Source organism: Streptomyces sp. NPDC053432 (assembly GCF_055585365.1).
Genome location: NZ_JBVJKF010000003.1, coordinates 1 through 20,647, shown reverse-complemented (window position 1 = coordinate 20,647; position 20,647 = coordinate 1). Strand labels below are relative to the sequence as shown.

At 72.8% G+C, this 20,647-nt stretch carries 21 protein-coding genes; 14 read left to right on the top strand and 7 right to left on the bottom strand.

Going from position 1 to position 20,647, the window contains the following annotated elements:
* Positions 1–126 precede the first annotated feature (126 nt).
* The 4 genes from rsgA to ACZ6Y1_RS06280 all read right to left on the bottom strand — a co-directional run bounded on the left by rsgA (position 127) and on the right by ACZ6Y1_RS06280 (position 4,264).
* The gene (gene rsgA, locus ACZ6Y1_RS06295; RefSeq protein WP_469623801.1) at positions 127–1,239 is read right to left on the bottom strand and encodes a ribosome small subunit-dependent GTPase A; all 1,113 of its coding nucleotides are present in this window, start codon (positions 1,237–1,239) and stop codon (positions 127–129) included.
* Between the two features lie 282 nt (positions 1,240–1,521).
* Complete coding sequence (locus tag ACZ6Y1_RS06290) at positions 1,522–2,373, bottom strand: DUF4097 family beta strand repeat-containing protein (RefSeq protein ID WP_469623798.1); 852 nt, start codon at positions 2,371–2,373, stop codon at positions 1,522–1,524.
* Positions 2,370–3,026, bottom strand: coding sequence for a response regulator transcription factor (locus tag ACZ6Y1_RS06285; RefSeq protein WP_469623795.1), 657 nt, complete (start codon positions 3,024–3,026; stop codon positions 2,370–2,372). The genes ACZ6Y1_RS06290 and ACZ6Y1_RS06285 overlap by 4 nt, the downstream gene beginning before the upstream one ends.
* Positions 3,014–4,264 (bottom strand): sensor histidine kinase, encoded by a 1,251-nt coding sequence (locus ACZ6Y1_RS06280; RefSeq protein ID WP_469623791.1) that lies wholly within the window; start codon positions 4,262–4,264, stop codon positions 3,014–3,016. The genes ACZ6Y1_RS06285 and ACZ6Y1_RS06280 overlap by 13 nt, the downstream gene beginning before the upstream one ends.
* Positions 4,265–4,445: 181 nt before the next feature.
* Between ACZ6Y1_RS06280 and ACZ6Y1_RS06275 the strand changes: the two genes are divergently transcribed.
* Positions 4,446–4,967: a hypothetical protein gene (locus ACZ6Y1_RS06275; protein WP_469623788.1), complete on the top strand. Its 522-nt coding sequence runs from the start codon at positions 4,446–4,448 to the stop codon at positions 4,965–4,967.
* On the opposite strand, the gene ACZ6Y1_RS06270 is transcribed toward ACZ6Y1_RS06275, so the two are convergent.
* Entirely contained in the window at positions 4,939–6,156 is a 1,218-nt protein-coding gene (locus ACZ6Y1_RS06270) for a cytochrome P450 (RefSeq protein WP_469623784.1), read from the bottom strand. The genes ACZ6Y1_RS06275 and ACZ6Y1_RS06270 overlap by 29 nt on opposite strands.
* Before the next feature lie 226 nt (positions 6,157–6,382).
* Here ACZ6Y1_RS06270 and ACZ6Y1_RS06265 point away from each other — a divergent pair, with 226 nt between their 5' ends.
* Positions 6,383–6,781 carry a VOC family protein gene (locus tag ACZ6Y1_RS06265; protein WP_469623781.1) on the top strand — a complete coding sequence of 133 codons (399 nt, stop codon included), beginning with the start codon at positions 6,383–6,385 and terminating at the stop codon, positions 6,779–6,781.
* On the opposite strand, the gene ACZ6Y1_RS06260 is transcribed toward ACZ6Y1_RS06265, so the two are convergent.
* Positions 6,715–6,972 (bottom strand): hypothetical protein, encoded by a 258-nt coding sequence (locus ACZ6Y1_RS06260; RefSeq protein WP_469624847.1) that lies wholly within the window; start codon positions 6,970–6,972, stop codon positions 6,715–6,717. The genes ACZ6Y1_RS06265 and ACZ6Y1_RS06260 overlap by 67 nt on opposite strands.
* A gap of 398 nt (positions 6,973–7,370) precedes the next feature.
* Between ACZ6Y1_RS06260 and ACZ6Y1_RS06255 the strand changes: the two genes are divergently transcribed.
* Positions 7,371–8,270 carry a hypothetical protein gene (locus tag ACZ6Y1_RS06255; RefSeq protein ID WP_469623777.1) on the top strand — a complete coding sequence of 300 codons (900 nt, stop codon included), beginning with the start codon at positions 7,371–7,373 and terminating at the stop codon, positions 8,268–8,270.
* A gap of 57 nt (positions 8,271–8,327) precedes the next feature.
* On the opposite strand, the gene ACZ6Y1_RS06250 is transcribed toward ACZ6Y1_RS06255, so the two are convergent.
* On the bottom strand, positions 8,328–9,455 hold the full coding sequence (locus tag ACZ6Y1_RS06250; RefSeq protein ID WP_469623774.1) for a YihY/virulence factor BrkB family protein: 1,128 nt from the start codon (positions 9,453–9,455) through the stop codon (positions 8,328–8,330).
* 17 nt (positions 9,456–9,472) lie between these two features.
* Here ACZ6Y1_RS06250 and ACZ6Y1_RS06245 point away from each other — a divergent pair, with 17 nt between their 5' ends.
* The 11 genes from ACZ6Y1_RS06245 to ACZ6Y1_RS06195 all read left to right on the top strand — a co-directional run.
* Entirely contained in the window at positions 9,473–11,116 is a 1,644-nt protein-coding gene (locus tag ACZ6Y1_RS06245) for an acyl-CoA dehydrogenase family protein (protein ID WP_469623771.1), read from the top strand.
* A gap of 354 nt (positions 11,117–11,470) precedes the next feature.
* The gene (locus ACZ6Y1_RS06240) at positions 11,471–12,751 is read left to right on the top strand and encodes a helix-turn-helix domain-containing protein (RefSeq protein ID WP_469624845.1); all 1,281 of its coding nucleotides are present in this window, start codon (positions 11,471–11,473) and stop codon (positions 12,749–12,751) included.
* Positions 12,752–12,764: 13 nt separating this feature from the next.
* Positions 12,765–13,328: a GNAT family N-acetyltransferase gene (locus ACZ6Y1_RS06235; protein ID WP_469623767.1), complete on the top strand. Its 564-nt coding sequence runs from the start codon at positions 12,765–12,767 to the stop codon at positions 13,326–13,328.
* Between the two features lie 215 nt (positions 13,329–13,543).
* Positions 13,544–13,627 (top strand): putative leader peptide, encoded by an 84-nt coding sequence (locus tag ACZ6Y1_RS06230; RefSeq protein WP_312847410.1) that lies wholly within the window; start codon positions 13,544–13,546, stop codon positions 13,625–13,627.
* 238 nt (positions 13,628–13,865) lie between these two features.
* The gene (locus ACZ6Y1_RS06225; protein WP_469623763.1) at positions 13,866–15,575 is read left to right on the top strand and encodes a nitrite/sulfite reductase; all 1,710 of its coding nucleotides are present in this window, start codon (positions 13,866–13,868) and stop codon (positions 15,573–15,575) included.
* Complete coding sequence (locus tag ACZ6Y1_RS06220) at positions 15,572–15,751, top strand: hypothetical protein (RefSeq protein ID WP_030155436.1); 180 nt, start codon at positions 15,572–15,574, stop codon at positions 15,749–15,751. The genes ACZ6Y1_RS06225 and ACZ6Y1_RS06220 overlap by 4 nt, the downstream gene beginning before the upstream one ends.
* The gene (locus ACZ6Y1_RS06215; RefSeq protein ID WP_469623759.1) at positions 15,748–16,476 is read left to right on the top strand and encodes a phosphoadenylyl-sulfate reductase; all 729 of its coding nucleotides are present in this window, start codon (positions 15,748–15,750) and stop codon (positions 16,474–16,476) included. The genes ACZ6Y1_RS06220 and ACZ6Y1_RS06215 overlap by 4 nt, the downstream gene beginning before the upstream one ends.
* Before the next feature lie 35 nt (positions 16,477–16,511).
* Positions 16,512–17,057, top strand: a complete 546-nt coding sequence (gene cysC, locus ACZ6Y1_RS06210) for an adenylyl-sulfate kinase (RefSeq protein WP_469623756.1) — start codon at positions 16,512–16,514, stop codon at positions 17,055–17,057.
* Entirely contained in the window at positions 17,054–17,995 is a 942-nt protein-coding gene (gene cysD / locus ACZ6Y1_RS06205) for a sulfate adenylyltransferase subunit CysD (RefSeq protein WP_469623752.1), read from the top strand. Before cysC ends, cysD begins: the two co-directional genes overlap by 4 nt.
* 2 nt (positions 17,996–17,997) lie before the next feature.
* Entirely contained in the window at positions 17,998–19,347 is a 1,350-nt protein-coding gene (locus ACZ6Y1_RS06200; RefSeq protein WP_469623749.1) for a sulfate adenylyltransferase subunit 1, read from the top strand.
* 215 nt (positions 19,348–19,562) lie between these two features.
* Positions 19,563–20,647: aliphatic sulfonate ABC transporter substrate-binding protein (locus ACZ6Y1_RS06195; protein ID WP_469623746.1), on the top strand; the 1,085-nt coding region annotated here is incomplete at its 3' end.

The following is a 20,647-nucleotide window of genomic DNA, read 5'->3' as shown; positions in this document are numbered from 1 at the left end:
CGGCGTTTGAGGCGCGGGGTCCGGGGCGGAGGCCCGGGTAACGGTGGAAGGGCGGGTAGGGGACCGGCTCCGCGCAGCGGCTTCGGCCACGGCACCCCGCACCCGGCACCCGGCACCCCGCGAAGGTCAGCCCCGGCCGCCCCGCTTCGCGGCATAGTTCGCCCGGCCCTCCGCCGACCTGAGCCGCCAGTCACGGCGGAGCTCCGCCCGCAGCCGCGCGTCCGTCTTCGCCACGATCCGCTGGTTCTCCCGCAGCAGCTTGCGGTAGCTCTCCAGCCGGCGTTCCGGCAGCGCACCCGCGTCCACCGCGGCCAGCACCTCGCACCCCGGCTCCGACTCGTGCGCGCAGTCCTGGAAGCGGCAGCGTTCCGCGTACTCCTCGATCTCCGAGAAGACCTGGCCGACGCCCGCCTCGGCGTCCCACAGCCCGACCCCCCTCAGCCCGGGGGTGTCGATCAGCACGCCGCCGCCCGGCAGGGCGAGGAGGTTGCGGGTGGTGGTCGTGTGGCGGCCCTTGCCGTCGACCTCGCGGGCCGCCTGGACCTCCATGACCTCCTCGCCGAGCAGCGCGTTGGCCAGCGTGGACTTTCCGGCGCCCGAGATGCCCAGCAGCACGCTCGTACCGCTGCCGACCACCGCCGCGAGGACGTCCGTGCCCTCCCCGGTGAGGGAGGAGACGGTCAGCACCTGGACCCCGGGCGCGGTGGATTCCACGTCCTGGACCAGGTGCCCGAGGGTCACCGGGTCCGGGACCAGGTCCGCCTTCGTGAGAACGACCAGCGGCTGCGCTCCCGACTCCCAGGCCAGTGCCAGGAAGCGTTCGATGCGCCCGAGGTCGAGTTCCACGGCCAGCGAGACGGCGATGATCGCGTGGTCGACGTTGGCGGCGAGGATCTGCCCCTCGGACCGCTGCGAGGAGGTGGAGCGTACGAAGGCGGTCCGGCGCGGCAGGTACGCCTTCACGTAGCGCGGGTTGCCGCCCGCCTCCACCGCGGCCCAGTCACCGGTGCAGATGACCCGGAGCGGGTCGTGCGGGGTGACGAAGGCGGTGTCGGCGCGGACGATGCCGTCCGCGGTCATGAGGTCGCACTGGCCGCGGTCGACGCGTACGACCCGGCCGGGCAGGAGGCCCTGCTCGGCGTAGGGGGTGAACTCGGCCGCCCAGGCGTCGTCCCAGCCGAGGGGGGCGAGAGCGTGCGCGTGGGAGGAGGCAGAGGAGGACGAAGAAGAGAGAGACAAGGGGAACCCTTCACAGGGTGGCCCCGGCAGCGCGCACCCGCCCGCTCGCAGGCGGCGTGGTGCGTGGGAAGAGGTGTGAGGTCAGCCGGAGACCACGGAAGTGACATTGATGGCCTTCTGAGTGCGGGCAGCGCCCTGCGTGACGACAGTCATCAATGAACTCACCTCCGGATCAATCGCGTGCTGGCTGCTCCCTGCCAGTCCTCGGCGGGAACGTCCACACCGTAACAAGTGCCTTCGCTCCCCCGCCAATTCTTTTTCCGGCCGACCACGGGGAGCAGGTCACGGCCCGTAGAGGACCTGTGCGCGGCCCGAGCCCGCCGCCATGTCCAGGGTCCTCGGTGCGGCGGCGTCGCGCAGGCCGTCCGGGACCTCGCAACGGCCGCTGCCGGCCTCGCAGGTGGTGCGGAAGGTGGTGGCCACGGGTACGAAGACGGCCAGGCGGCCGGAGCCGACCCTCCCGACGACCTGCTCCGGCGGGGCGAGGAAGGACATCGCGGCGCGGCCGGAGCCGACCCGTACGTCGGTCTGGGGGGAGGTGAGGTCGGCGGCGTGGAGGCTGCCGGAGTCCACCTTGGCCCGCAGGGCTCCGCGCAGCCCGCTGATCTCCAGCCGGCCGGAGTCGACCTCCGCGTCGACGGTGCCGCCGAGGCCGGTCAGGGACACCCGGCCGGAGCGGGCCGTCACCTTCACCGGGATCCCCGCGGGCACGGTCACCGCCAGCTTCACCGAGCAGCCGGCCGCGACGACCCGCCAGGAGTCGGCGCCGGGGCAGCGCGCGGTCAGCCGCAGGGCGTCACCGAGCCGGCTGGTCTCGACGGAGGGCGCCGTGAGCGACCAGCTGACCTCGGCCCGGTAGCCGACCTGCCGGTCCCCGCGGGGGGTGACGGTGATGTCCGCGTCGCCGCCCACGATCTCCAGCGCGCTCACCGGGCGGCCGTCGCCGCCTCCCTGGATGACTCCGTCCCGCACGGCCCCGAGCGACCAGGCCTGCCAGGCCGCCGGCAGCAGGACCAGGAGCGCGCCGAGCAGCGCCGCCGCGACCCAGGCCCCGCGGTGCGCGCGCCGCGACCGGCCGGAAGGCCGCCCGGCGGGGGCCGGTGCGGCCGGAGCCGGTGCGGCGGGGGCCTTCACGGCGTGCCGTCCAGGAAGCGCAGGACCGCGAGGACCCGGCGGTGGTCTCCGTCGGCCGGCGGCAGGTCGAGCTTGGTGAAGATGCTGTTGATGTGTTTGGCCACCGCGCTTTCGCTGACGACGAGTTCGGTGGCGATGCCCGCGTTGGAGCGGCCCTCCGCCATCAGGGCGAGGACCTCCCGCTCGCGCGGGGTGAGCCGCTCCAGGGGGTCCGGTCCGCCGCCCCGGCGCAGCATGAGCTGGGCGACGACCTGGGGGTCGAGCGCGGTGCCGCCGGCGGCGACGCGGCGCAGCGCGTCCACGAACTCCTCCACGTCGGCCACCCGTTGCTTGAGCAGGTAGCCGATTCCCGCTCCGCTGCGGGTGGCCAGCAGATCGGCGGCGTAGCGTTCCTCCACGTACTGGGAGAGCAGCAGCACGGCCGTGTCGGGGTACTGACGGCGGATCATCAGCGCCGCCCGCACTCCCTCGTCGGTGAAGCCGGGCGGCATCCGCACGTCGACCAGGGCGAGTTGGGGTCGGTGTTCCTCGACGGCGGCGAGCAGCGCCTCGGCGTCGCCGGTCTCGGCGGCCACGTCGAACCCGGCCATGTCGAGGACTTTGACGAGGCCCACGCGCAGCAGGACGGAGTCCTCGGCGATCACGGCGCGCACGGCAGCTCCACGGTGATGTCGGTCGGTCCCCCGAGGGGACTGGTGATCTTGATGGTTCCGTCGACCGACCCTACGCGCTTGCGCAGGCCCACCAGGCCGGTGCCGCGTGCCGGATCGGCTCCGCCGACCCCGTCGTCGGTGACGGTGACACGCAGCCGCTCGCCCGTACGGCCTCCCCCGGTGCTCTCGACGCGTACAGAGCAGCGCCCGGCCCGGGCGTGCTTGGCGACGTTGGCGAGGGCCTCGGAGACCACGAAGTACGCGACGGCCTCCACCGTGGGGCCGGGCCGGGCGGCCATGTCCACGGTCAGGTCGACGGGGAACGGGGCCCGGGCCGCGATGCCGGAGAGCGCCGCGTCGAGCCCGCGGTCCTCCAGTACGGCCGGGTGCAGGCCACGTACCAGGTTGCTCAGCTCCTCGATGGCCTCCTTGGCCTCGCGGTGGGCCTCGTCGATGACGGCCCTGGCCTCGGGCGGCAGCTCGGTCAGGGTGGCGCGGGCGATGCCGAGGTTCATGGCGAGCGCGACGAGGCGCTGCTGGGCCCCGTCGTGCAGGTCCCGTTCGATGCGGCGGCGTTCGAGGTCTGCGGCGTCCAGCACGCCTGCCCGGCTCTCGGCGAGGTCCTCGACGCGGCGCTCCAGTTCGCGGGAGCGGTTGGGGCCGAGGAGGGCGGCCGCCGCGAAGGCGTCGACGCGGGTGGCGAGCGCGGCCAGCCAGGGCGCGCACAGCAGGAGCAGGACCCCGGCCGCGGTCATCAGGTCGGGGTCGGGGCTCCGGTCGGGGTGTGGCAGGGCCCAGTCCCACGCGTACACGGTGGAGCCCGCGGCGCCCGCGCCCCACGCGAGCACCACCAGCGCACCGGCCCCGGCGACGAGCGGGCTGACGACGAGGTGGTAGCCGTACTGGCGCCAGGTCGCCTCGGAGCGCACCCGTTCGAGGATTCCGCGCGGCCGCCACCAGCGCTCGGTGTGCACGACCTCGGGCACGTCGAGGTCGAGCAGGGCCCAGAAACGGCCGCGCTGGAGGGTGGTGAGCAGCGGGCTGAGGACGAACAGCAGGAGGACCGCGACGGGGCTGTGGCCGGGCGGTACGACCGCGTACGCCAGGGCGAGGGCGGCGGGCAGCGCCACCGGGATCGCGGCCGCGGTGAAGGCGGTGTTGCGCCGGGCCCACACCGACCACGGTGCGTGCGCCGCGGTCCATGTGTACGTACGCCTCAGCGCGCCGCGAAGTGCCATGCCCCGTACGGTAATCGCACTGGTCGGAGGGGTGCCATCACGCTGGTGCCAGGGCGGGGGTGTACCTGGCACCACCCCCGGTTCGGACGGTGGGGCTACTGATCCCGGCGGTCCGGCGGACGAGGCTGAGGGCGTGCCCGGCGGACGGACCGGCGGGCCGCCGTGAGGAGACCCGGAAGCCATGACGCTCGTCGCCCCGCAGTTCCGCGCCCGGCAGTTCCGCGCCCGGCAGTTCCGCATCCGGCAGCCCGGCACCCGACCGTTCCCCGGCCGTCTGCGTGCGCCCCGGCTCGCCACGGTGCTCACCGGGGCGGGGGTGGCGCTGGTGCCGTGGATGCTCGTCCTGGCGAAGACCCTGCCGCAGACCACCGAGGTGTCCAACTGGTCCACCGCGTGGATCGGCCTGGACCTGATGCTGGCCGCCGGGCTGACCGGCACGGGGACCCTGCTGCGCAAACGGGATCCCCGGGCCTCCCCCGTGGCCGCCGCGACGGCCGCGCTGCTGGCGATGGACGCCTGGTTCGACGTGACGACCTCGGCCGGGACCTCCGGGCAGGGGACGGCCCTGCTGATGGCGCTGGCGGCGGAGCTGCCGCTGGCGGCCGCGTGCGCCGTGGTGGCCGCACGCCGGGCGGCGGACGGACGGGCGGCGGGCGGACGGGCGGACGGGCGGGTCAACCGAAGCGCAGCGGAAGGTACTTGATGCCGTTGATGAAGTCCGAGCGCAGCCGGCGGACCTCACCGGCCAGGCCGAAGTCGGGGTGCCGCCGCAGCAGTTCCCGGATGAGCGCCTTGATCTGCGTACGGGCCAGGCCGGCGCCGAGGCAGAAGTGGGGGCCTCCACCGCCGAAGGCGAGGTGCTCGTTCGGAGTGCGGCGGATGTCGAAGGTGAAGGGGTCCTCGAAGACGTCCTCGTCCCGGTTGGCGGAGGTGTAGTACGTGACGACCTTCTGGCCGGCGCGGATGGCGCGGCCGCGCAGGACGGTGTCGCGGGTGGCGGTGCGCCGGAAGTTGTGGATCGATCCGCCCCACCGGAGGAACTCCTCGGTGGCCGAGTTCCACAGCGCCTCGTCCTGCGGGGACGCGGCGAGCTCGGCGCGGGCGGCGGGGTGTCCGGCGAGGGCGAGCACGGTGTGGGACAGCAGGTTGCGCGTGGTCTCGTTGCCCGCGACGCAGAGCAGTACGAAGAACATGTTGATCTCGTGCTGCGTGAGCCGGTCGCCGTCCACCTCGGCATGGACCAGGGTCGAGAGGATGTCCTCGCGCGGGTGCGCCCGCCGTTCGGCGGTGAGGGCGTCGCAGTAGGCGTAGATCTCGGCGGCCGCGAGGTCGCTGTCGTGCTTGCCCGCCGAGAGCTCCGGGTCCTGGCCGCCGGCCATCCGGTTGCTCCAGTCGAAGACCAGGCGTTCGTCGCCGGTCGGTACGCCGACCATCTCGCAGATCGTCTGGATCGGCAGCCACGCGGCCACCTCGTCCACGAAGTCCATGGCCCGGCCGGGGGTGACGGCCGTCTCCACCAGCGAGGCCGCCCGTTCGCCGATCCGGTCGGCGAGGCGGCGCACGACCCGGGGGGTGAATCCCGCGCTGACCAGCGCGCGGTAGCGGGAGTGGCGCGGGGCGTCCATGCCGAGGAGGACCAGGCGCAGGGACTCCAGGGACTCGGGGCTCTGGTCGCGGACCATGAAGGAGCCGAGTTCCGTGGACCAGAGCTCCGGGTCGCGGCTGATCGCCTTGACGTCGGCATGCCGGGTGACGGCGTAGAAGCCCTCGTGGGGGCCGGGGATCTCGTGCCAGTGCACGGGGTCCTCCCGGCGCAGCCGGGTGAACTGCTCGTGCGGGACCTCGCGGGACCAGGTGTCCTCGAGCAGGTCGACTTCGCCGGTGGGGATCATGCGTGGGGTCCCTTCCACAGTGCTCCGAGGGCCTCCACGAGGGCGGCCCGGCGGGGCCCGGTGCGGGACCGGGCCGCGGCGGCCGGGGGCGGCACGGACCCTCCCGGGACTGACATCGGCCTCCGGGTACAAGCTGCACCCGGAACTGACGGACCGTCAATACATGGCGGCGGCCGTGTCCGATTCGTTCAGGACTCCCCCGCCGGGCCGTGCCCGGCCTGGCCCCATGACCCCCCGACTCGACATGATCGGCATCGTCGTCTCCGACATGGCCGCCTCGCTCGGCTTCTACCGCCCCCTCGGCCCGGAGATCCCCGCCGAGGCCGACGGGCAGCCGTACGTCGAGGCCGCCGGCCCCGGCGGGCTGCGGATCGGCTGGGACACCGAGGCGACCATGCGCTCCTTCGACCCGTCGTGGACCCGCCCGGACGGCGACGGCCGCGCGGGTCTCGCTTTCCCGTGCGACTCCCCCGCCGAGGTGGACGCGGCGTACGCCGAGTTGACCGGCGCCGGCCACACCGGGCACCTCCAGCCCTGGGACGCCTTCTGGCGCCGGCGCTACGACGTGGTCCTCGACCCGGACGGCTGCGAGGTCTCCCTCTTCGCGCCGGCCGGCCCCGCGTAGGCGCTCAGCGTCGTCCCGGCCGGCGCGCGGACCTCCTGGGCGAGGTGCGCCTGGTCGACGTGGCCCCCGGTGTGGGCGACCTCCGCGTACGCCGTCCCCGCGCGGGCCAGGACCAGGGTGCGCCGCAGCCGCAGGATCCGGCCGAGGGCGCGGGGTCCGTACCCGAAGGCGTCGAGGAAGCGCCGGTGCAGCCGCCGTTCCCCGATCCCCAGCGACGGCCGCGATCCCGGACACGGTCTCCCCCGCGCGGAGCCGGGCCGTCACCTCGGAGGCGAAGCCGTCGGGCGGCCCGGCTCCGGCCGCGCGCCCGGCGGCCACCGCCGCCGGACCTCCCGCCGCGGCCACAGGTCGGCGAGCTCGGCGCGCCGGTCCCGCAGCACGTGCGCCGGTACGCCGGGCAGCGCGGGCGCGGTGCCGGCCGTCGGGCAGCACGCCCCGCCGGCGGGCCACGGCCCGCGGCCCGCCACACCACGGCCCCGGAAACCACGTGCGACGGCGCTTCCTCGTGCACCCCGGCAAACCAAGCCATCCCCGAAGATCAGCGGGCGGTAAAGTCACCGCATCCGTTGACATCAGGGGGAGTTGAGAAGTGACGGACACAGTCGGACAGCCCGATCCGGGGAGGGTTCCGCCGAGGCCGACCGAGCCGCCGCACGTACAGCCGTACGCGGGGCCGTACGCAGGGCCGTACGCGGCCCCCGCGCCGCCCGCCGCGCCGTCCGGCCACCCGCCGCGCTGGGCCTGGTGGGTCATCGGGATCGTCGTCCCGGTGGTGGGGACGGTGGCGACGCTGTTCGCCACCTCGGCGAAGAACGACACCGCGTCGCCGCCCGCCGCGAGCGGGGCGGCTCCCGCGACGGCCGGCCCGGCGTCGCCCCAGCCCTCGGCATCGTCCTCCTCGCCCTCCTCGCCCTCGCCGTCGGCGTCCGGGGCGAAGGTCGCGCCCCTGCCCGCCCCGTCCTCGGCCTCCCCCGGTCCGTCGGGCAGCGGTCCGGACCTGACGGCCCCCGCCGGTTTCCGGACCCAGCAGGGCAGGTGGGGCATCGCCCCTCCGCCGTGCGGCGAGACGCAGCTCGTCGACCTCGACGCCGGGGTGTCCACGTCAGTGACGGTGAAGTACGCCGGTCAGGGACCGGCCGCGGAGCAGACCGCCGCCATCGAGCTGGAGTACCGGCCGGAGAGCCTCGGGTGCGGGAACTCCGGCGACGCACCGGCGTACGTGAAGCTGATGTCGACCACCGGCCGGCAGGTGGGGGTGCTGCGCGCGGGACAGCCCCAGACCTTCGAGAGCTGCCGGGCGGCCGCGGGCACCGGCTTCGGCCCCGTGCAGCTCGGCGGCTCCGACGCCCAGGGACGCGGCCTCGTGAAGGGCGCCGCGGTGTGTTCCGTCACCGACCGGGGCTCCGTGGCCATGGCCCTCATCGACGAGAGCAGCAAGGAGTACAGCCCGACGGTGAGCGGCCGGCTCGTCGTCTGGTCCAAGGACTGAGCACGGAAGGAGCACGGAAGGAGCACGGAACCGCCCCGGGGCACCGGCCGGGGCCGTTCAGTGCTTGCGCAGCCGCGAGGAGTAGTCCTCCGGCGGCAGGAACTTCGACCAGCGTTCGGGGAACTCCGACGGCATGGCGCCACCGTCCTCGTCGTCCTCCGATTCGCCCTCGGCCAGGGCCCGCCACGCGGCGGCCCGCGCGATCAGCTGGGCGGCTTCCGCTTCCCGGGCCCGCTCGTTCGCCTCGCGCGCCGCCGCCGTCGCCACCGAGGGCCAGACACGGTCGATGGCGGCGTTCACCGCGGCGCCCACCAGCACCGCGAAGGCCGAGATGCCGATCCACAGAAGCACGGCCACGGGGGCGGCCAGGGAGCCGTAGATCGTCGGGCCCTCCACCGTGTTGGTGAGGTAGATCCGCAGCAGGAACGAGCCCAGTACCCACATCGCCAGGGCGACCAGCGCGCCCGGCACGTCCTCGATCCACGGCGAGCGCACCGGCACGGACACGTGGTAGAGCGTCGTCAGGAAGACGATGGACAGCAGGGTGACCGTCGGCCAGTACAGGACCGCGATCACGTTCGTGCCCCAGGGCACCAGCCTCACCACCGCGTCGGGCCCGACCACCATCAGCGGCAGCACGATGGCCCCGATCAGCAGCGCGACCACGTACAGCAGGAAGGCCAGCAGCCGGGTCTTGACGATGCCGCGCTGCCCGTCGAGGCCGTACATGACGGTGATGGTGTCGATGAAGACGTTGACGGCGCGCGAGCCCGACCAGAGGGCGATGGCGAAGCCGAGGGAGATCAGGTCCGGGCGGCCGCTCCTGGTGACGTCGTCCAGCATCGGTCTGGCGATCTCGTTGACGCCCCGGTCGGAGAGGACGGTGCCGACCGCGTTCAGGATGTTCTCCTCGATGCTCTGCACGGACTGGGTGTTCGTCCAGCCGTCCACGTAGCCGAGCAGGCCCAGCAGGCCCAGGAAGAGCGGCGGCAGCGAGAGGAGCGTGAAGAAGGCCGCCTCCGCCGCGAGCCCGAGGATCCGGTACTCGATGCACGAATTGACGGTGTCCTTCAGCAGCAGCCAGCCCATCTTCCGCTTCGACACGTTGCGGTAGAGGGCGCGGGCCCGGTGGAGCCGTCCCGGGCGTCCCGGGATCCGCTCGGAGCTTTCCTTTGCTGGCTGCACGTCCTTACGGTATCCGCATGGCAGCCACCACCCACACAGTCACGAACCAGGCCCCGCCGCTCGTGGGCCACGACGTCTACGGGGGCGACCGGGCGCTCACCGAGGGCGTCGAGCGCCACCTCGCCTCCGCGGAGCCCGAACTCCTCGGCGAGGTACGGGAGGAACTCACCTCGCTCGGGCGGGCCGCCGGCTCGGCGCAGGCCCAGGAGTGGGGTGCGCAGGCGAACGAGAACCCGCCGAAGCTCCGCACGCACGACCGGTACGGCAACCGGATCGACGAGGTGGAGTTCCACCCGGCCTGGCACCGGCTGCTCGGGCACGCCGTGACCTCCGGGCTCACCGACGCCTGGGGCCGCCCGGCCGGGCACCTGCGCCGCGCGGCCGGGTTCTTCGTGTGGTCGCAGGCCGAGGCGGGGCACGGCTGCCCGGTCTCGATGACGCACGCCGCCGTGCCGGCGCTGCGGACGGACCCCGAGCTCGCGGCCGAGTGGGAGCCCCGGCTGACCTCGCACGTGTACGAGGAGGGGCTGCGGCCGGCCGCCGGGAAGGGCGGGGTGCTCTTCGGCATGGGAATGACGGAGAAGCAGGGCGGCAGCGACGTACGGGCGAACACGACGAGGGCAAAGGCGCTGGACGCGTCCGGCGAGTACCTGCTGACGGGGCACAAGTGGTTCTGCTCGGCGCCGATGAGCGACGGATTCCTGGTCCTGGGGCAGGCTCCGGGCGGGCTGAGCTGCTTCCTGGTGCCGCGGGTGCTGCCGGACGGCACGCGCAACGTGTTCGCGATCCAGCGGCTGAAGGACAAGCTGGGCAACAAGTCGAACGCGTCGAGCGAGGTGGAGTTCGACGGGACCTGGGCACGGCGGGTGGGTGAGGAGGGCCGGGGGGTGCGGACCATCATCGAGATGGTCGCGGCGACCCGGCTGGACTGCGTGATCGGCTCTGCCTCGCTGATGCGCCAGGCGCTGACGCAGGCCGTTCACCACGCAGAGCACCGCTCCGCTTTCGGAGCGCCGCTCATCAAGCAGCCGCTGATGCGCAACGTGCTCGCGGACCTCGCCCTGGAGTCGGAGGCGGCCACCACCCTCACCCTGCGCCTCGCGGCCGCCTACGACGCCGGCACCGAGCAGGAGAAGGCCTTCCTGCGCCTCGCGGTGCCCGTCGCGAAGTACTGGGTGACCAAGCGCTGCACGCCGATGGTGGCGGAGGCCCTGGAGTGCCTGGGCGGCAACGGCTACGTGGAGGAGTCCGGGCTCCCGCGGCTGCTGCGCGAGTCCCCGCTGAACTCCATCTGGGAGGGTTCGGGCAACGTCCAGGCCCTCGACGTGCTCCGCGCCCTGCAGCGCGAGCCGCAGGCCCTCGGCGCCTTCCTCCAGGAGATCGGCCTGGCCCGGGGCGCCGACCACCGGCTGGATTCGGCCGTCAAGGACCTGCTCACCGAGCTCGCCGACCTGGAGGGCATCGAGGCCCGGGCCCGCCGGGTGGTGGAGCGCATGGCGCTCGTGCTCCAGGGGTCGCTGCTGGTGAGGTGGGCTCCGCCCGAGGTGGCCGACGCGTTCTGCGCCTCCCGGCTGGGCGGCGACTGGGGTACGGCCTTCGGCACGCTCCCGCACAGCCTGGACCTCGGTGCGGTGGTGGAACGGGCGCGGATCGCGGGCTAGGAGGGAGCCGCCGGGCTCCCGTGTACGGTCCCCAAACCGTTCCGAGCCGGGATCCGGGCCCGTTGACCGGGCCAGAGGTGGCGCCGCGCCGACTCGGCACCACCTCTGGTCCGGAAGAGCCCCGAGGAGGAGCTGTCACGCCGCCTTGCGGCGTCCGCACAGTTTCGGTCGGCCGACCGGGACTTGGCGAGAGTTGCATGGGGTTGCAACCCTTGGTGCGACAGTCGCCCTGCGGGTGCCGGGGGAACGGCGGCCGAGGACCACGGGCGGCTCGCTCGGCACGACCTGTTCGACGGGGAGGTTCCGGTGGTGAACGCCACAGGCGGCGCGGTCGACGCGGCACGCATCTCGGCCATGGACGCGCGGGAGGCCGCACGCCTGCTCAAGGGGGTACGGGAGGCCGCACTGGCCGGGTCCCGGCCGCCGGCCCCGCCGAGACCGGAGATCGCGGCGTCCTGGCGCCGGATGATGGCCGGCGGCGTGCACCCGGACCGGGACCAGCGCTCGCGGGTGCTCTCGGCCGCCGAGACCGAGGAGCGGCGGCACGGCTCGCCGCTGCGGGAGATCCTGCCGGTGCTCCGCGAGGGGCTGCTGCCGGCCCTGGACGAGGCCCTGCACATCATGGTCGTCGCCGACGCGGACGGGCGGCTGCTGTGGCGGGAGGGCCACTCCTCCATCCTGCGCAAGGCGGACCGGCTCGGCTTCGCGGTGGGGGCCGACTGGGACGAGGCCGTGGTCGGCACCAACGGGGTGGGGACGGCGCTCGTGGCCCGGCGGCCCGTCCAGGTGTTCTCGGCGGAGCACTTCGTCTCCAGCCACCACGACTGGACCTGCGCGGGCGCGCCCGTACGGGACCCGCGCGACGGGCGCCTGCTGGGCGTCGTCGACGTCAGCGGTCCGCTGGCCACCATGCACCCGGCGACCCTGGCGTGGGTGAGCTCGGTGGCCCGGCTCGCCGAGCGGGAGCTGCGGGTGCGTCACCTGGAGTCGCTGGAGCGGCTGCGGGCGGTGGCCGCCCCGCTGCTGGCCCGGCTTCCGGGAAGGGCGCTCGCCGTCGACCCGAACGGCTGGACGGCGGCCGTCACGGGCATGGTGCCCCCGGAGCGGATCCCGCTGCCGAAGGGCTTCGGGCCGGGCCGGGTGTGGGTGGCGCAGCTGGGCGAGTGCGCGGTGGAGCCGCTGCCGGGCGGCTGGCTGCTGCGGATCGCCGGGGAGCGCACGGGCACGGCCGTGACCCGGGTCGTCCTCGACCTCGGCCGGTCGGGAGCCTGCTCGGCGACGGTGTACGGGGCCGCCGGGAGCTGGGTGCATGAGCTGAGCCCGCGCCACGCGGAGCTGCTGTTCCTGCTGGCGGAGAACCCGCGCGGGTGCTCGGCGGCGGAGCTGGCGGCGGAGCTGTTCGGGGACCCGACCCGTACGGTGACGGTGCGGGCGGAGCTGTCGCGCGTACGCCGTCACCTGGCGGGCGTGCTGACCCACCGGCCGTACCGCTTCGCGCCGGACGTCGAGGTGGAGCTGATCCGTCCGCCGGACCCGGCCGCGCTGCTCCCGCACTCCACGGCGCCGTCGGTGATCCGGGCCCGGCTGGGAGGGAAGGGAGCCGAAGGACCCTCCGTCGGCGGCTGGGGCATGTGATTCCCTGAGGTGCATGAGCACCATCACCCTCACCACCTGGTCCCTCGAAATGAACTCGCCGGACGATCTGGTCGCGGCGGCCGTCCCGGGTCCCGAGATCACCGTCTCACGCTCGGAGGTCCCCTCCCCGGAGTTCAGCCGCTTCCTCTACGCCTCCGTGGGCGGCGACATCCACTGGACGGACCGGCTGGGCCTGACCCGCGCGCAGTGGGTGGAGTACCTCGGGCGGCCGGGGGTGGAGACGTGGGTGGCGTACGACCGGGGCACCCCGGCGGGGTACGTCGAGCTCGACCCGCAGGACGACGGGGTGGTGGAGATCATGTACTTCGGGCTGCTCCCGGACTTCCGGGGCCGCCGGATAGGCGGGCACCTGCTGTCGGTGGGCGTCGCCCGGGCGTGGGACCTCGCGGAGCGCTGGCCGGGGCGGACCCCGACCCGCCGGGTCTGGGTGCACACGTGCAGCCAGGACGGTCCGACGGCGATGGCCAACTACGAGCGCCGCGGCTTCAAGGTCTTCAGAACGGAGACGGAGCCCAAGGAGGAGACCCCGACTCCGGGCCCCTGGCCGGGCGCCTGAGCCGGCCCCTGAGCCGGCCCCTGAGCCGGCCCCTGAGCCGGCCCCTGAGGCGGCGCCCGAGCCGGCGCCTGACCGCTCCGGGGGTCACTCCGCGACCCCGGCTCCGCCGGGACCCGGGGAGTGACCCCCGTCACTCGTCCCACACTTCGGGACGAGTTCGTCCGAATAATGGACACTAGTGGACTCCTCCAAGAGGCACATGACACGCTTCCGTCATGAATGGAGCTGGAATTGCCTTGGTGAGTCGGCGGCACGTCGACCTCGGCCGCATGTCCAGCGCCATCTGTCCGGCGCGCTGACGGAACCAGCAACCGCCGCACATCGCCGCAATCCCGGCATCGTCGCCGTGGAAGCGCCGGTCAACGCCGCCCCCTGAAGGCCGAACACCGCCCCGCCCTGCCCGCCGGCCACCCCGGCGAAGGCGCGGCGACCGGCCGCACCCGCTCAGCGTCGTCAGAGTCTGTGCCGGGGCCACTCCATCACCACCCCCTGCTCTCCTGCCCTCCGCCCTGAGCCGCCGAAGAAGGACGTACCGCCATGGCCGCCACCCCCGAAACGCCCGCAGCCGCAGCTCCCGCAGCCGCCGCGCGCCGCAAGCCCGGTCGTCACCGCGGTGAGGGCCAGTGGGCCGTCGGACACCACACCCCCCTCAACGGCAACGAGCAGTTCAAGAAGGACGACGACGGTCTCAATGTGCGGACGCGCATCGAGAACATCTACTCCAAGGCCGGCTTCGACTCGATCGACCCCAACGACCTGCGCGGCCGTATGCGCTGGTGGGGCCTCTACACCCAGCGCAAGCCCGGGATCGACGGCGGCAAGACCGCGATCCTGGAGCCGGAGGAGCTGGACGACAAGTACTTCATGCTGCGCGTCCGCATCGACGGCGGCCGGCTGACCACCGAGCAGCTCCGCGTCATCGGCGAGATCTCGGAGGAGTTCGCGCGCGGTACCGCCGACCTCACCGACCGCCAGAACGTGCAGTACCACTGGATCCGGATCGAGGACGTCCCCGAGATCTGGCGCCGCCTGGAGGCCGTCGGCCTGTCCACCACCGAGGCCTGCGGTGACACGCCCCGCGTCATCCTCGGTTCGCCCGTGGCCGGCATCGCCCAGGACGAGATCATCGACGGCACCCCCGCCATCGACGAGATCTACCGCCGCATCGTCGGCAACAAGGACTTCTCGAACCTGCCCCGCAAGTTCAAGTCCGCGGTCTCCGGCTCGCCGCTGCTCGACGTGGCGCACGAGATCAACGACATCGCGTTCGTGGGCGTGAACCACCCCGAGCACGGCCCCGGCTTCGACGTCTGGGTCGGCGGCGGTCTCTCCACCAACCCCAAGCTGGGCGTGCGCCTCGGCACCTGGGTCTCGCTCGACGAGGTCCCGGACGTGTACGAGGGCGTCATCTCGATCTTCCGCGACTACGGCTACCGGCGCCTGCGCACCCGCGCCCGCCTGAAGTTCCTCGTCGCCGACTGGGGCCCGGCCAAGTTCCGCCAGGTCCTGGAGGACGAGTACCTGAAGCGCAAGCTGACCGACGGCCCCGCGCCCGAGCAGCCCAGCGGCCAGTGGCGCGACCACGTCGGCGTGCACCAGCAGAACGACGGCAAGTTCTACGTCGGCTTCGCACCCCGCGTCGGCCGCGTCGACGGCGCCACCCTGACGAAGATCGCGGACATCGCCGAGCAGCACGGCTCCGGCCGCCTGCGCACCACCGCCGAGCAGAAGATGATCGTCCTCGACATCGAGGCCGACAGGGTCGACTCGGTCGTCGGGGCGCTGGAGGCGCTGGACCTGCGGGTCAAGCCGTCCCCGTTCCGCCGCGGCACGATGGCCTGCACCGGCATCGAGTTCTGCAAGCTGGCCATCGTCGAGACCAAGGGCCGTGGCGCCTCGCTGATCGACGAGCTGGAGCGCCGCCTGCCGGACTTCGCCGAGCCGCTCACCATCAACATCAACGGCTGCCCGAACGCCTGCGCCCGTATCCAGGTCGCGGACATCGGTCTCAAGGGCCAGCTGGTCCTGGACGACGACGGCAACCAGGTGGAGGGCTACCAGGTCCACCTGGGCGGCGCCCTCGGCCTGGAGGCCGGCTTCGGCCGTAAGGTCCGCGGCCTCAAGGTCACCTCGGCCGGTCTGCCGGACTACGTAGAGCGGGTCGTCACGCGCTTCTCGGAGCAGCGTGAGGACGGCGAGCGCTTCGCCGCCTGGGTGACCCGTGCGAAGGACGAGGACCTCTCGTGAGCGAGCGCGCCGCACCGTTCTACTGCCCGTACTGCGGCGACGAGGACCTGTTTCCGAACGAGACGGGCCACGGCGCCTGGGAATGCAGGGCCTGCAACCGGGCCTTCCAGCTGAAGTACCTCGGGCTGCTGGCCCGGGGCGTTCGGTCCGACACCGCTGGAGGGGACGAGATATGACCACGGCTCAAGACGCAGATCTCAAGGCGGACGGATTCACGACCGCGGAACTGAAGGCGCTGGCCGAGCGGGCGGGCCGGGACCTCGAGGACGCCTCCGCGCTGGAGATCCTCACCTGGGCGGCCGAGACCTTCGGCAAGAAGTTCGCCGTGACCTCCTCCATGGAGGACGCGGTCGTCGCCCACCTGGCCTCCCGGGCGATGCCCGGCGTGGACGTGGTCTTCCTCGACACCGGCTACCACTTCGAGGAGACCATCGGCACGCGTGACGCGGTCGAGGCCGTGATGGACGTCAACGTCATCACGCTCACCCCGCGTCAGACGGTCGCCGAGCAGGACGCGGAGTACGGCCCCAGGCTGCACGACCGCGACCCCGACCTGTGCTGCGCGCTGCGCAAGGTCAAGCCGCTCGAAGAGGGCCTGACCGCGTACACCGCGTGGGCGACGGGCCTGCGCCGCGACGAGTCCCCGACCCGGGCGAACACCCCGGTGGTCGGCTGGGACGAGAAGCGGCAGAAGGTCAAGATCTCGCCGATCGCCCGCTGGACCCAGGACGACGTGGACGCGTACGTCGCCGAGCACGGCGTGCTCACCAACCCGCTGCTGATGGACGGTTACGCCTCCGTCGGCTGCGCCCCCTGCACCCGCCGCGTGGCGGAGGGCGAGGACGCGCGGGCCGGCCGCTGGGCCGGGCGGGGCAAGACCGAGTGCGGACTGCACGGCTGATGACGACCAGCGAAGAACTTACGGAGACAGAGCAGATGAGCGTGAGCGACCAGGGCGCCACCGTGTGGCTGACCGGGCTGCCGAGCGCGGGCAAGACCACCATCGCCTACGCGCTGGCCGAGCGGCTGCGCGCCGAGGGCCACCGCGTGGAGGTACTCGACGGGGACGAGATCCGCGAGTTCCTCTCCGCCGGACTGGGCTTCAGCCGCGAGGACCGGCACACCAACGTGCAGCGGATCGGCTTCGTCGCCGAACTGCTCGCGAGCAACGGCGTCAAGGCGCTGGTGCCGGTGATCGCGCCGTTCGCGGACAGCCGTGACGCCGTCCGCGAGCGGCACGCCGCCGCCGAGACGAACTACCTCGAAGTGCACGTGGCCACCCCGGTCGAGGTGTGCTCCGAGCGTGACGTGAAGGGTCTGTACGCCAAGCAGGCGGCGGGCGAGATCTCCGGTCTGACCGGGGTCGACGACCCGTACGAGGCGCCGGCTTCCCCGGACCTCCGTATCGAGTCGCACACGCAGACCGTGCAGGAGTCGGCCTCGGCCCTGCACGCGCTGCTCACCGAGAGGGGTCTGGCATGACCACCGCCGCACACGTGCACACCGAGTCCGACGCCGACGCGCCCTACGCGCTGTCGCACCTCGACGCCCTCGAGTCGGAGGCCGTGCACATCTTCCGCGAGGTGGCGGGCGAGTTCGAGAAGCCGGTGATCCTGTTCTCCGGCGGCAAGGACTCCATCGTCATGCTGCACCTGGCGCTGAAGGCGTTCGCGCCGGCGCCGGTGCCCTTCGCGCTGCTCCACGTCGACACCGGGCACAACTTCCCCGAGGTCATCGAGTACCGCGACCGCACGGTCGCCGAGCACGGCCTGCGCCTGCACGTGGCGTCCGTCCAGGACTACATCGACGCGGGCAAGCTGCGCGAGCGCCCGGACGGCACCCGCAACCCGCTGCAGACCGTCCCGCTGACCGAGGCGATCCAGCAGCTGAAGTTCGACGCCGTCTTCGGCGGCGGCCGCCGCGACGAGGAGAAGGCCCGCGCCAAGGAGCGCGTCTTCTCCCTGCGCGACGAGTTCTCCCAGTGGGACCCGCGCCGCCAGCGCCCCGAGCTGTGGCAGCTCTACAACGGCCGCCACGCTCCCGGCGAGCACGTGCGCGTCTTCCCGCTCTCGAACTGGACCGAGCTGGACGTCTGGCAGTACATCGCCCGTGAGGGCATCGAGCTGCCCGAGATCTACTTCGCCCACGAGCGCGAGGTCTTCCTGCGCAACGGCATGTGGCTGACAGCCGGCGAGTGGGGCGGCCCGAAGGAGGGCGAGACGCCCGAGACGCGTCTCATCCGTTACCGCACCGTCGGTGACATGTCCTGCACCGGCGCCGTCGACTCCGACGCCGCCACGCTGGACGCCGTGATCGCCGAAATCGCCGTCTCGCGCCTCACCGAGCGGGGCGCGACCCGCGCCGACGACAAGATGTCCGAGGCCGCGATGGAAGACCGCAAGCGCGAAGGGTACTTCTAGTCATGACCAGCACGACCGAGCAGTTCGCCGATGTGTCGGCGACCACCCTGCTGCGCTTCGCGACCGCCGGTTCCGTCGACGACGGCAAGTCCACCCTGGTGGGCCGGCTGCTGCACGACTCCAAGTCGGTCCTGACGGACCAGATGGAGGCCGTCGAGGCGGTCTCCCAGGCCCGCGGCCAGGAGGCACCCGACCTCGCGCTGCTCACCGACGGCCTGCGGGCCGAGCGCGAGCAGGGCATCACCATCGACGTCGCGTACCGCTACTTCGCCACCGCGCGCCGCCGGTTCATCCTCGCGGACACCCCGGGGCACGTGCAGTACACCCGGAACATGGTCACCGGCGCCTCCACCGCCGACCTGGCCGTGGTGCTGGTCGACGCCCGCAACGGCGTGATCGAGCAGACCCGCCGGCACGCCGCCGTCGCGGCGCTGCTGCGCGTCCCGCACGTGGTCCTGGCCGTCAACAAGATGGACCTCGTCGGCTACGAGGAGTCCGTCTTCGCGGCCATCGCCGAGGAGTTCACGGCGTACGCCTCGGACCTGGGCGTCCCGGAGATCACCGCGATCCCGATCTCGGCCCTGGCCGGTGACAACGTGGTGGACCCGTCCGCGAACATGGACTGGTACGGCGGCCCGACGGTGCTGGAGCACCTGGAGACCGTGCCCGTCAGCCACGACCTCACCGCCTGCCCGGCGCGTTTCCCGGTGCAGTACGTGATCCGTCCGCAGTCCGCCGAGCACCCCGACTACCGCGGCTACGCGGGCCAGATCGCCTCCGGCGTGCTGCGCGTCGGCGAGGCCGTGACCGTGCTGCCCTCGGGCCGTACGAGCACCATCGTGGGCATCGACGCGCTCGGCGAGAGCGTCGACATCGCCTGGGCCCCGCAGTCGGTGACGCTGCGTCTGGCGGACGACATCGACATCTCGCGCGGCGACCTGATCGCGCCGTCCGCGAGCGCGCCGGCCACCACGCAGGACGTCGAGGCGACGGTCTGCCACGTGGCGGACCAGCCGCTGGCCGTGGGTGCGCGCGTGCTGATCAAGCACACGACCCGTACCGTCAAGGCCATCGTCAAGGAGATCCCCTCGCGGCTGACCCTCGACGACCTGTCCCAGCACCCGAACCCCGGGCAGCTGGTGGCCAACGACATCGGCCGCGTCGTCGTCCGCACCGCCGAGCCGCTCGCGCTCGACGCGTACGCCGACTCGCGCCGCACCGGGTCCTTCCTGCTGATCGACCCGGCCGACGGCACCACGCTGGCGGCGGGCATGGCGGGCGAGTCCTTCGCCTCCAAGGCCCGGGGCGAGGACCAGGCGGCCGTGGCGGACGAAGAAGGCTGGGACTTCTAGGTCATGCTGGCCGATTCCTATTCCACCTTCGCCAAGGAGGGCGGCCGCGTGGGCAGCGGCGCCCTCGGCAGCGGCCAGGGAGGGGTGACGCGATGTGGGCGTTGACGTACGCGCACCGCATGCGCGCCTCCGCCCCCCACCAGCCGTACCCGCCACTGCTCCATGAACGAAGACGTGCGTCATGAGATGACCGCGTCACGAGAGGAAGTCCTCCCGTGCCTGCCACCCGCAACACCAGCAAGACCCTGCGCCGCGGCGTCGCCGCCGTCGCCGCACTGCCGCTGCTGATCGGCGTCCTCGCCTCCTGCGGCTACGGGTCCCAGGCGGTGGACAAGCCGGCCGGCGCGGCTGCGCCCGGGGGCCAGAAGCTGTCGGCCTCCGAGGTCCGGATCGGGTACTTCCCCAACCTGACGCACGCCACCGCGCTGGTCGGTCTGCAGGAGGGCCTGATCCAGAAGGAGCTGGGCGGCACCACGATCAAGCCGCAGTCCTTCAACGCCGGCCCGTCCGAGATCGAGGCCCTCAACGGAGGCTCCCTCGACATCGGCTTCATCGGCCCCTCGCCCTCGATCAACGGCTACGTCAAGTCCAAGGGCTCCAACCTGCGGATCATCTCCGGCTCGGCCTCCGGCGGCGTCAAGCTCGTTGTGAACCCGGACAGGATCAAGACCCTGGACGACCTCAAGGGCAAGAAGATCGCCACCCCGCAGAAGGGGAACACCCAGGACGTCGCGTTCCTCAACTGGATCGCGGAGAAGGGCTGGTCGGTCGACCCCGAATCCGGCAAGGGCGACGTCTCCGTCGTCCGCACCGACAACAAGGTCACCCCCGACGCCTTCAAGCAGGGCTCCATCGACGGCGCCTGGGTCCCGGAACCCACCGCTTCGAAGCTCGTCTCCGAGGGCGCCAAGGTCCTCCTCGACGAGGCCGACCTGTGGCCCGGCAAGAAGTTCGTGATCACGAACATCATCGTGTCGCAGAAGTTCCTCAAGGAGCACGCGGACGTCGTCGAGGCGGTCCTCTCGGGCACGGTGAAAACCAACGAGTGGATCAACGCCAACCCGGACAAGGCCAAGGCCTCGGCCAACGCCAAGCTGGCGGCCGACAGCGGCAAGCCGCTCGATGCGAAGATCATCGATCCGGCCTGGCAGAGCCTGGTGGTCACCGACGACCCGCTGGCCTCGACGCTGAAGGCGCAGGCCGATTACGCGGTCAAGGCCAAGCTGATCGAGCAGCCCGACCTGGCCGGCATCTACGACCTGACGCTCCTGAACAAGGTCCTCAAGGCCGCCGGCAAGCC

Coding starts and splice junctions, on each gene's coding strand:
- ACZ6Y1_RS06280 (WP_469623791.1), bottom strand. CDS start 4,264: ATGGCACTTCGCGGCGCGCTGAGGCGTACGTACACATGGACCGCGGCG.
- ACZ6Y1_RS06275 (WP_469623788.1), top strand. CDS start 4,446: ATGACGCTCGTCGCCCCGCAGTTCCGCGCCCGGCAGTTCCGCGCCCGG.
- ACZ6Y1_RS06270 (WP_469623784.1), bottom strand. CDS start 6,156: ATGATCCCCACCGGCGAAGTCGACCTGCTCGAGGACACCTGGTCCCGC.
- ACZ6Y1_RS06265 (WP_469623781.1), top strand. CDS start 6,383: ATGACCCCCCGACTCGACATGATCGGCATCGTCGTCTCCGACATGGCC.
- ACZ6Y1_RS06245 (WP_469623771.1), top strand. CDS start 9,473: ATGGCAGCCACCACCCACACAGTCACGAACCAGGCCCCGCCGCTCGTG.
- ACZ6Y1_RS06240 (WP_469624845.1), top strand. CDS start 11,471: ATGGACGCGCGGGAGGCCGCACGCCTGCTCAAGGGGGTACGGGAGGCC.
- ACZ6Y1_RS06235 (WP_469623767.1), top strand. CDS start 12,765: ATGAGCACCATCACCCTCACCACCTGGTCCCTCGAAATGAACTCGCCG.
- ACZ6Y1_RS06230 (WP_312847410.1), top strand. CDS start 13,544: ATGAATGGAGCTGGAATTGCCTTGGTGAGTCGGCGGCACGTCGACCTC.
- ACZ6Y1_RS06225 (WP_469623763.1), top strand. CDS start 13,866: ATGGCCGCCACCCCCGAAACGCCCGCAGCCGCAGCTCCCGCAGCCGCC.
- ACZ6Y1_RS06215 (WP_469623759.1), top strand. CDS start 15,748: ATGACCACGGCTCAAGACGCAGATCTCAAGGCGGACGGATTCACGACC.
- cysC (WP_469623756.1), top strand. CDS start 16,512: ATGAGCGTGAGCGACCAGGGCGCCACCGTGTGGCTGACCGGGCTGCCG.
- cysD (WP_469623752.1), top strand. CDS start 17,054: ATGACCACCGCCGCACACGTGCACACCGAGTCCGACGCCGACGCGCCC.
- ACZ6Y1_RS06200 (WP_469623749.1), top strand. CDS start 17,998: ATGACCAGCACGACCGAGCAGTTCGCCGATGTGTCGGCGACCACCCTG.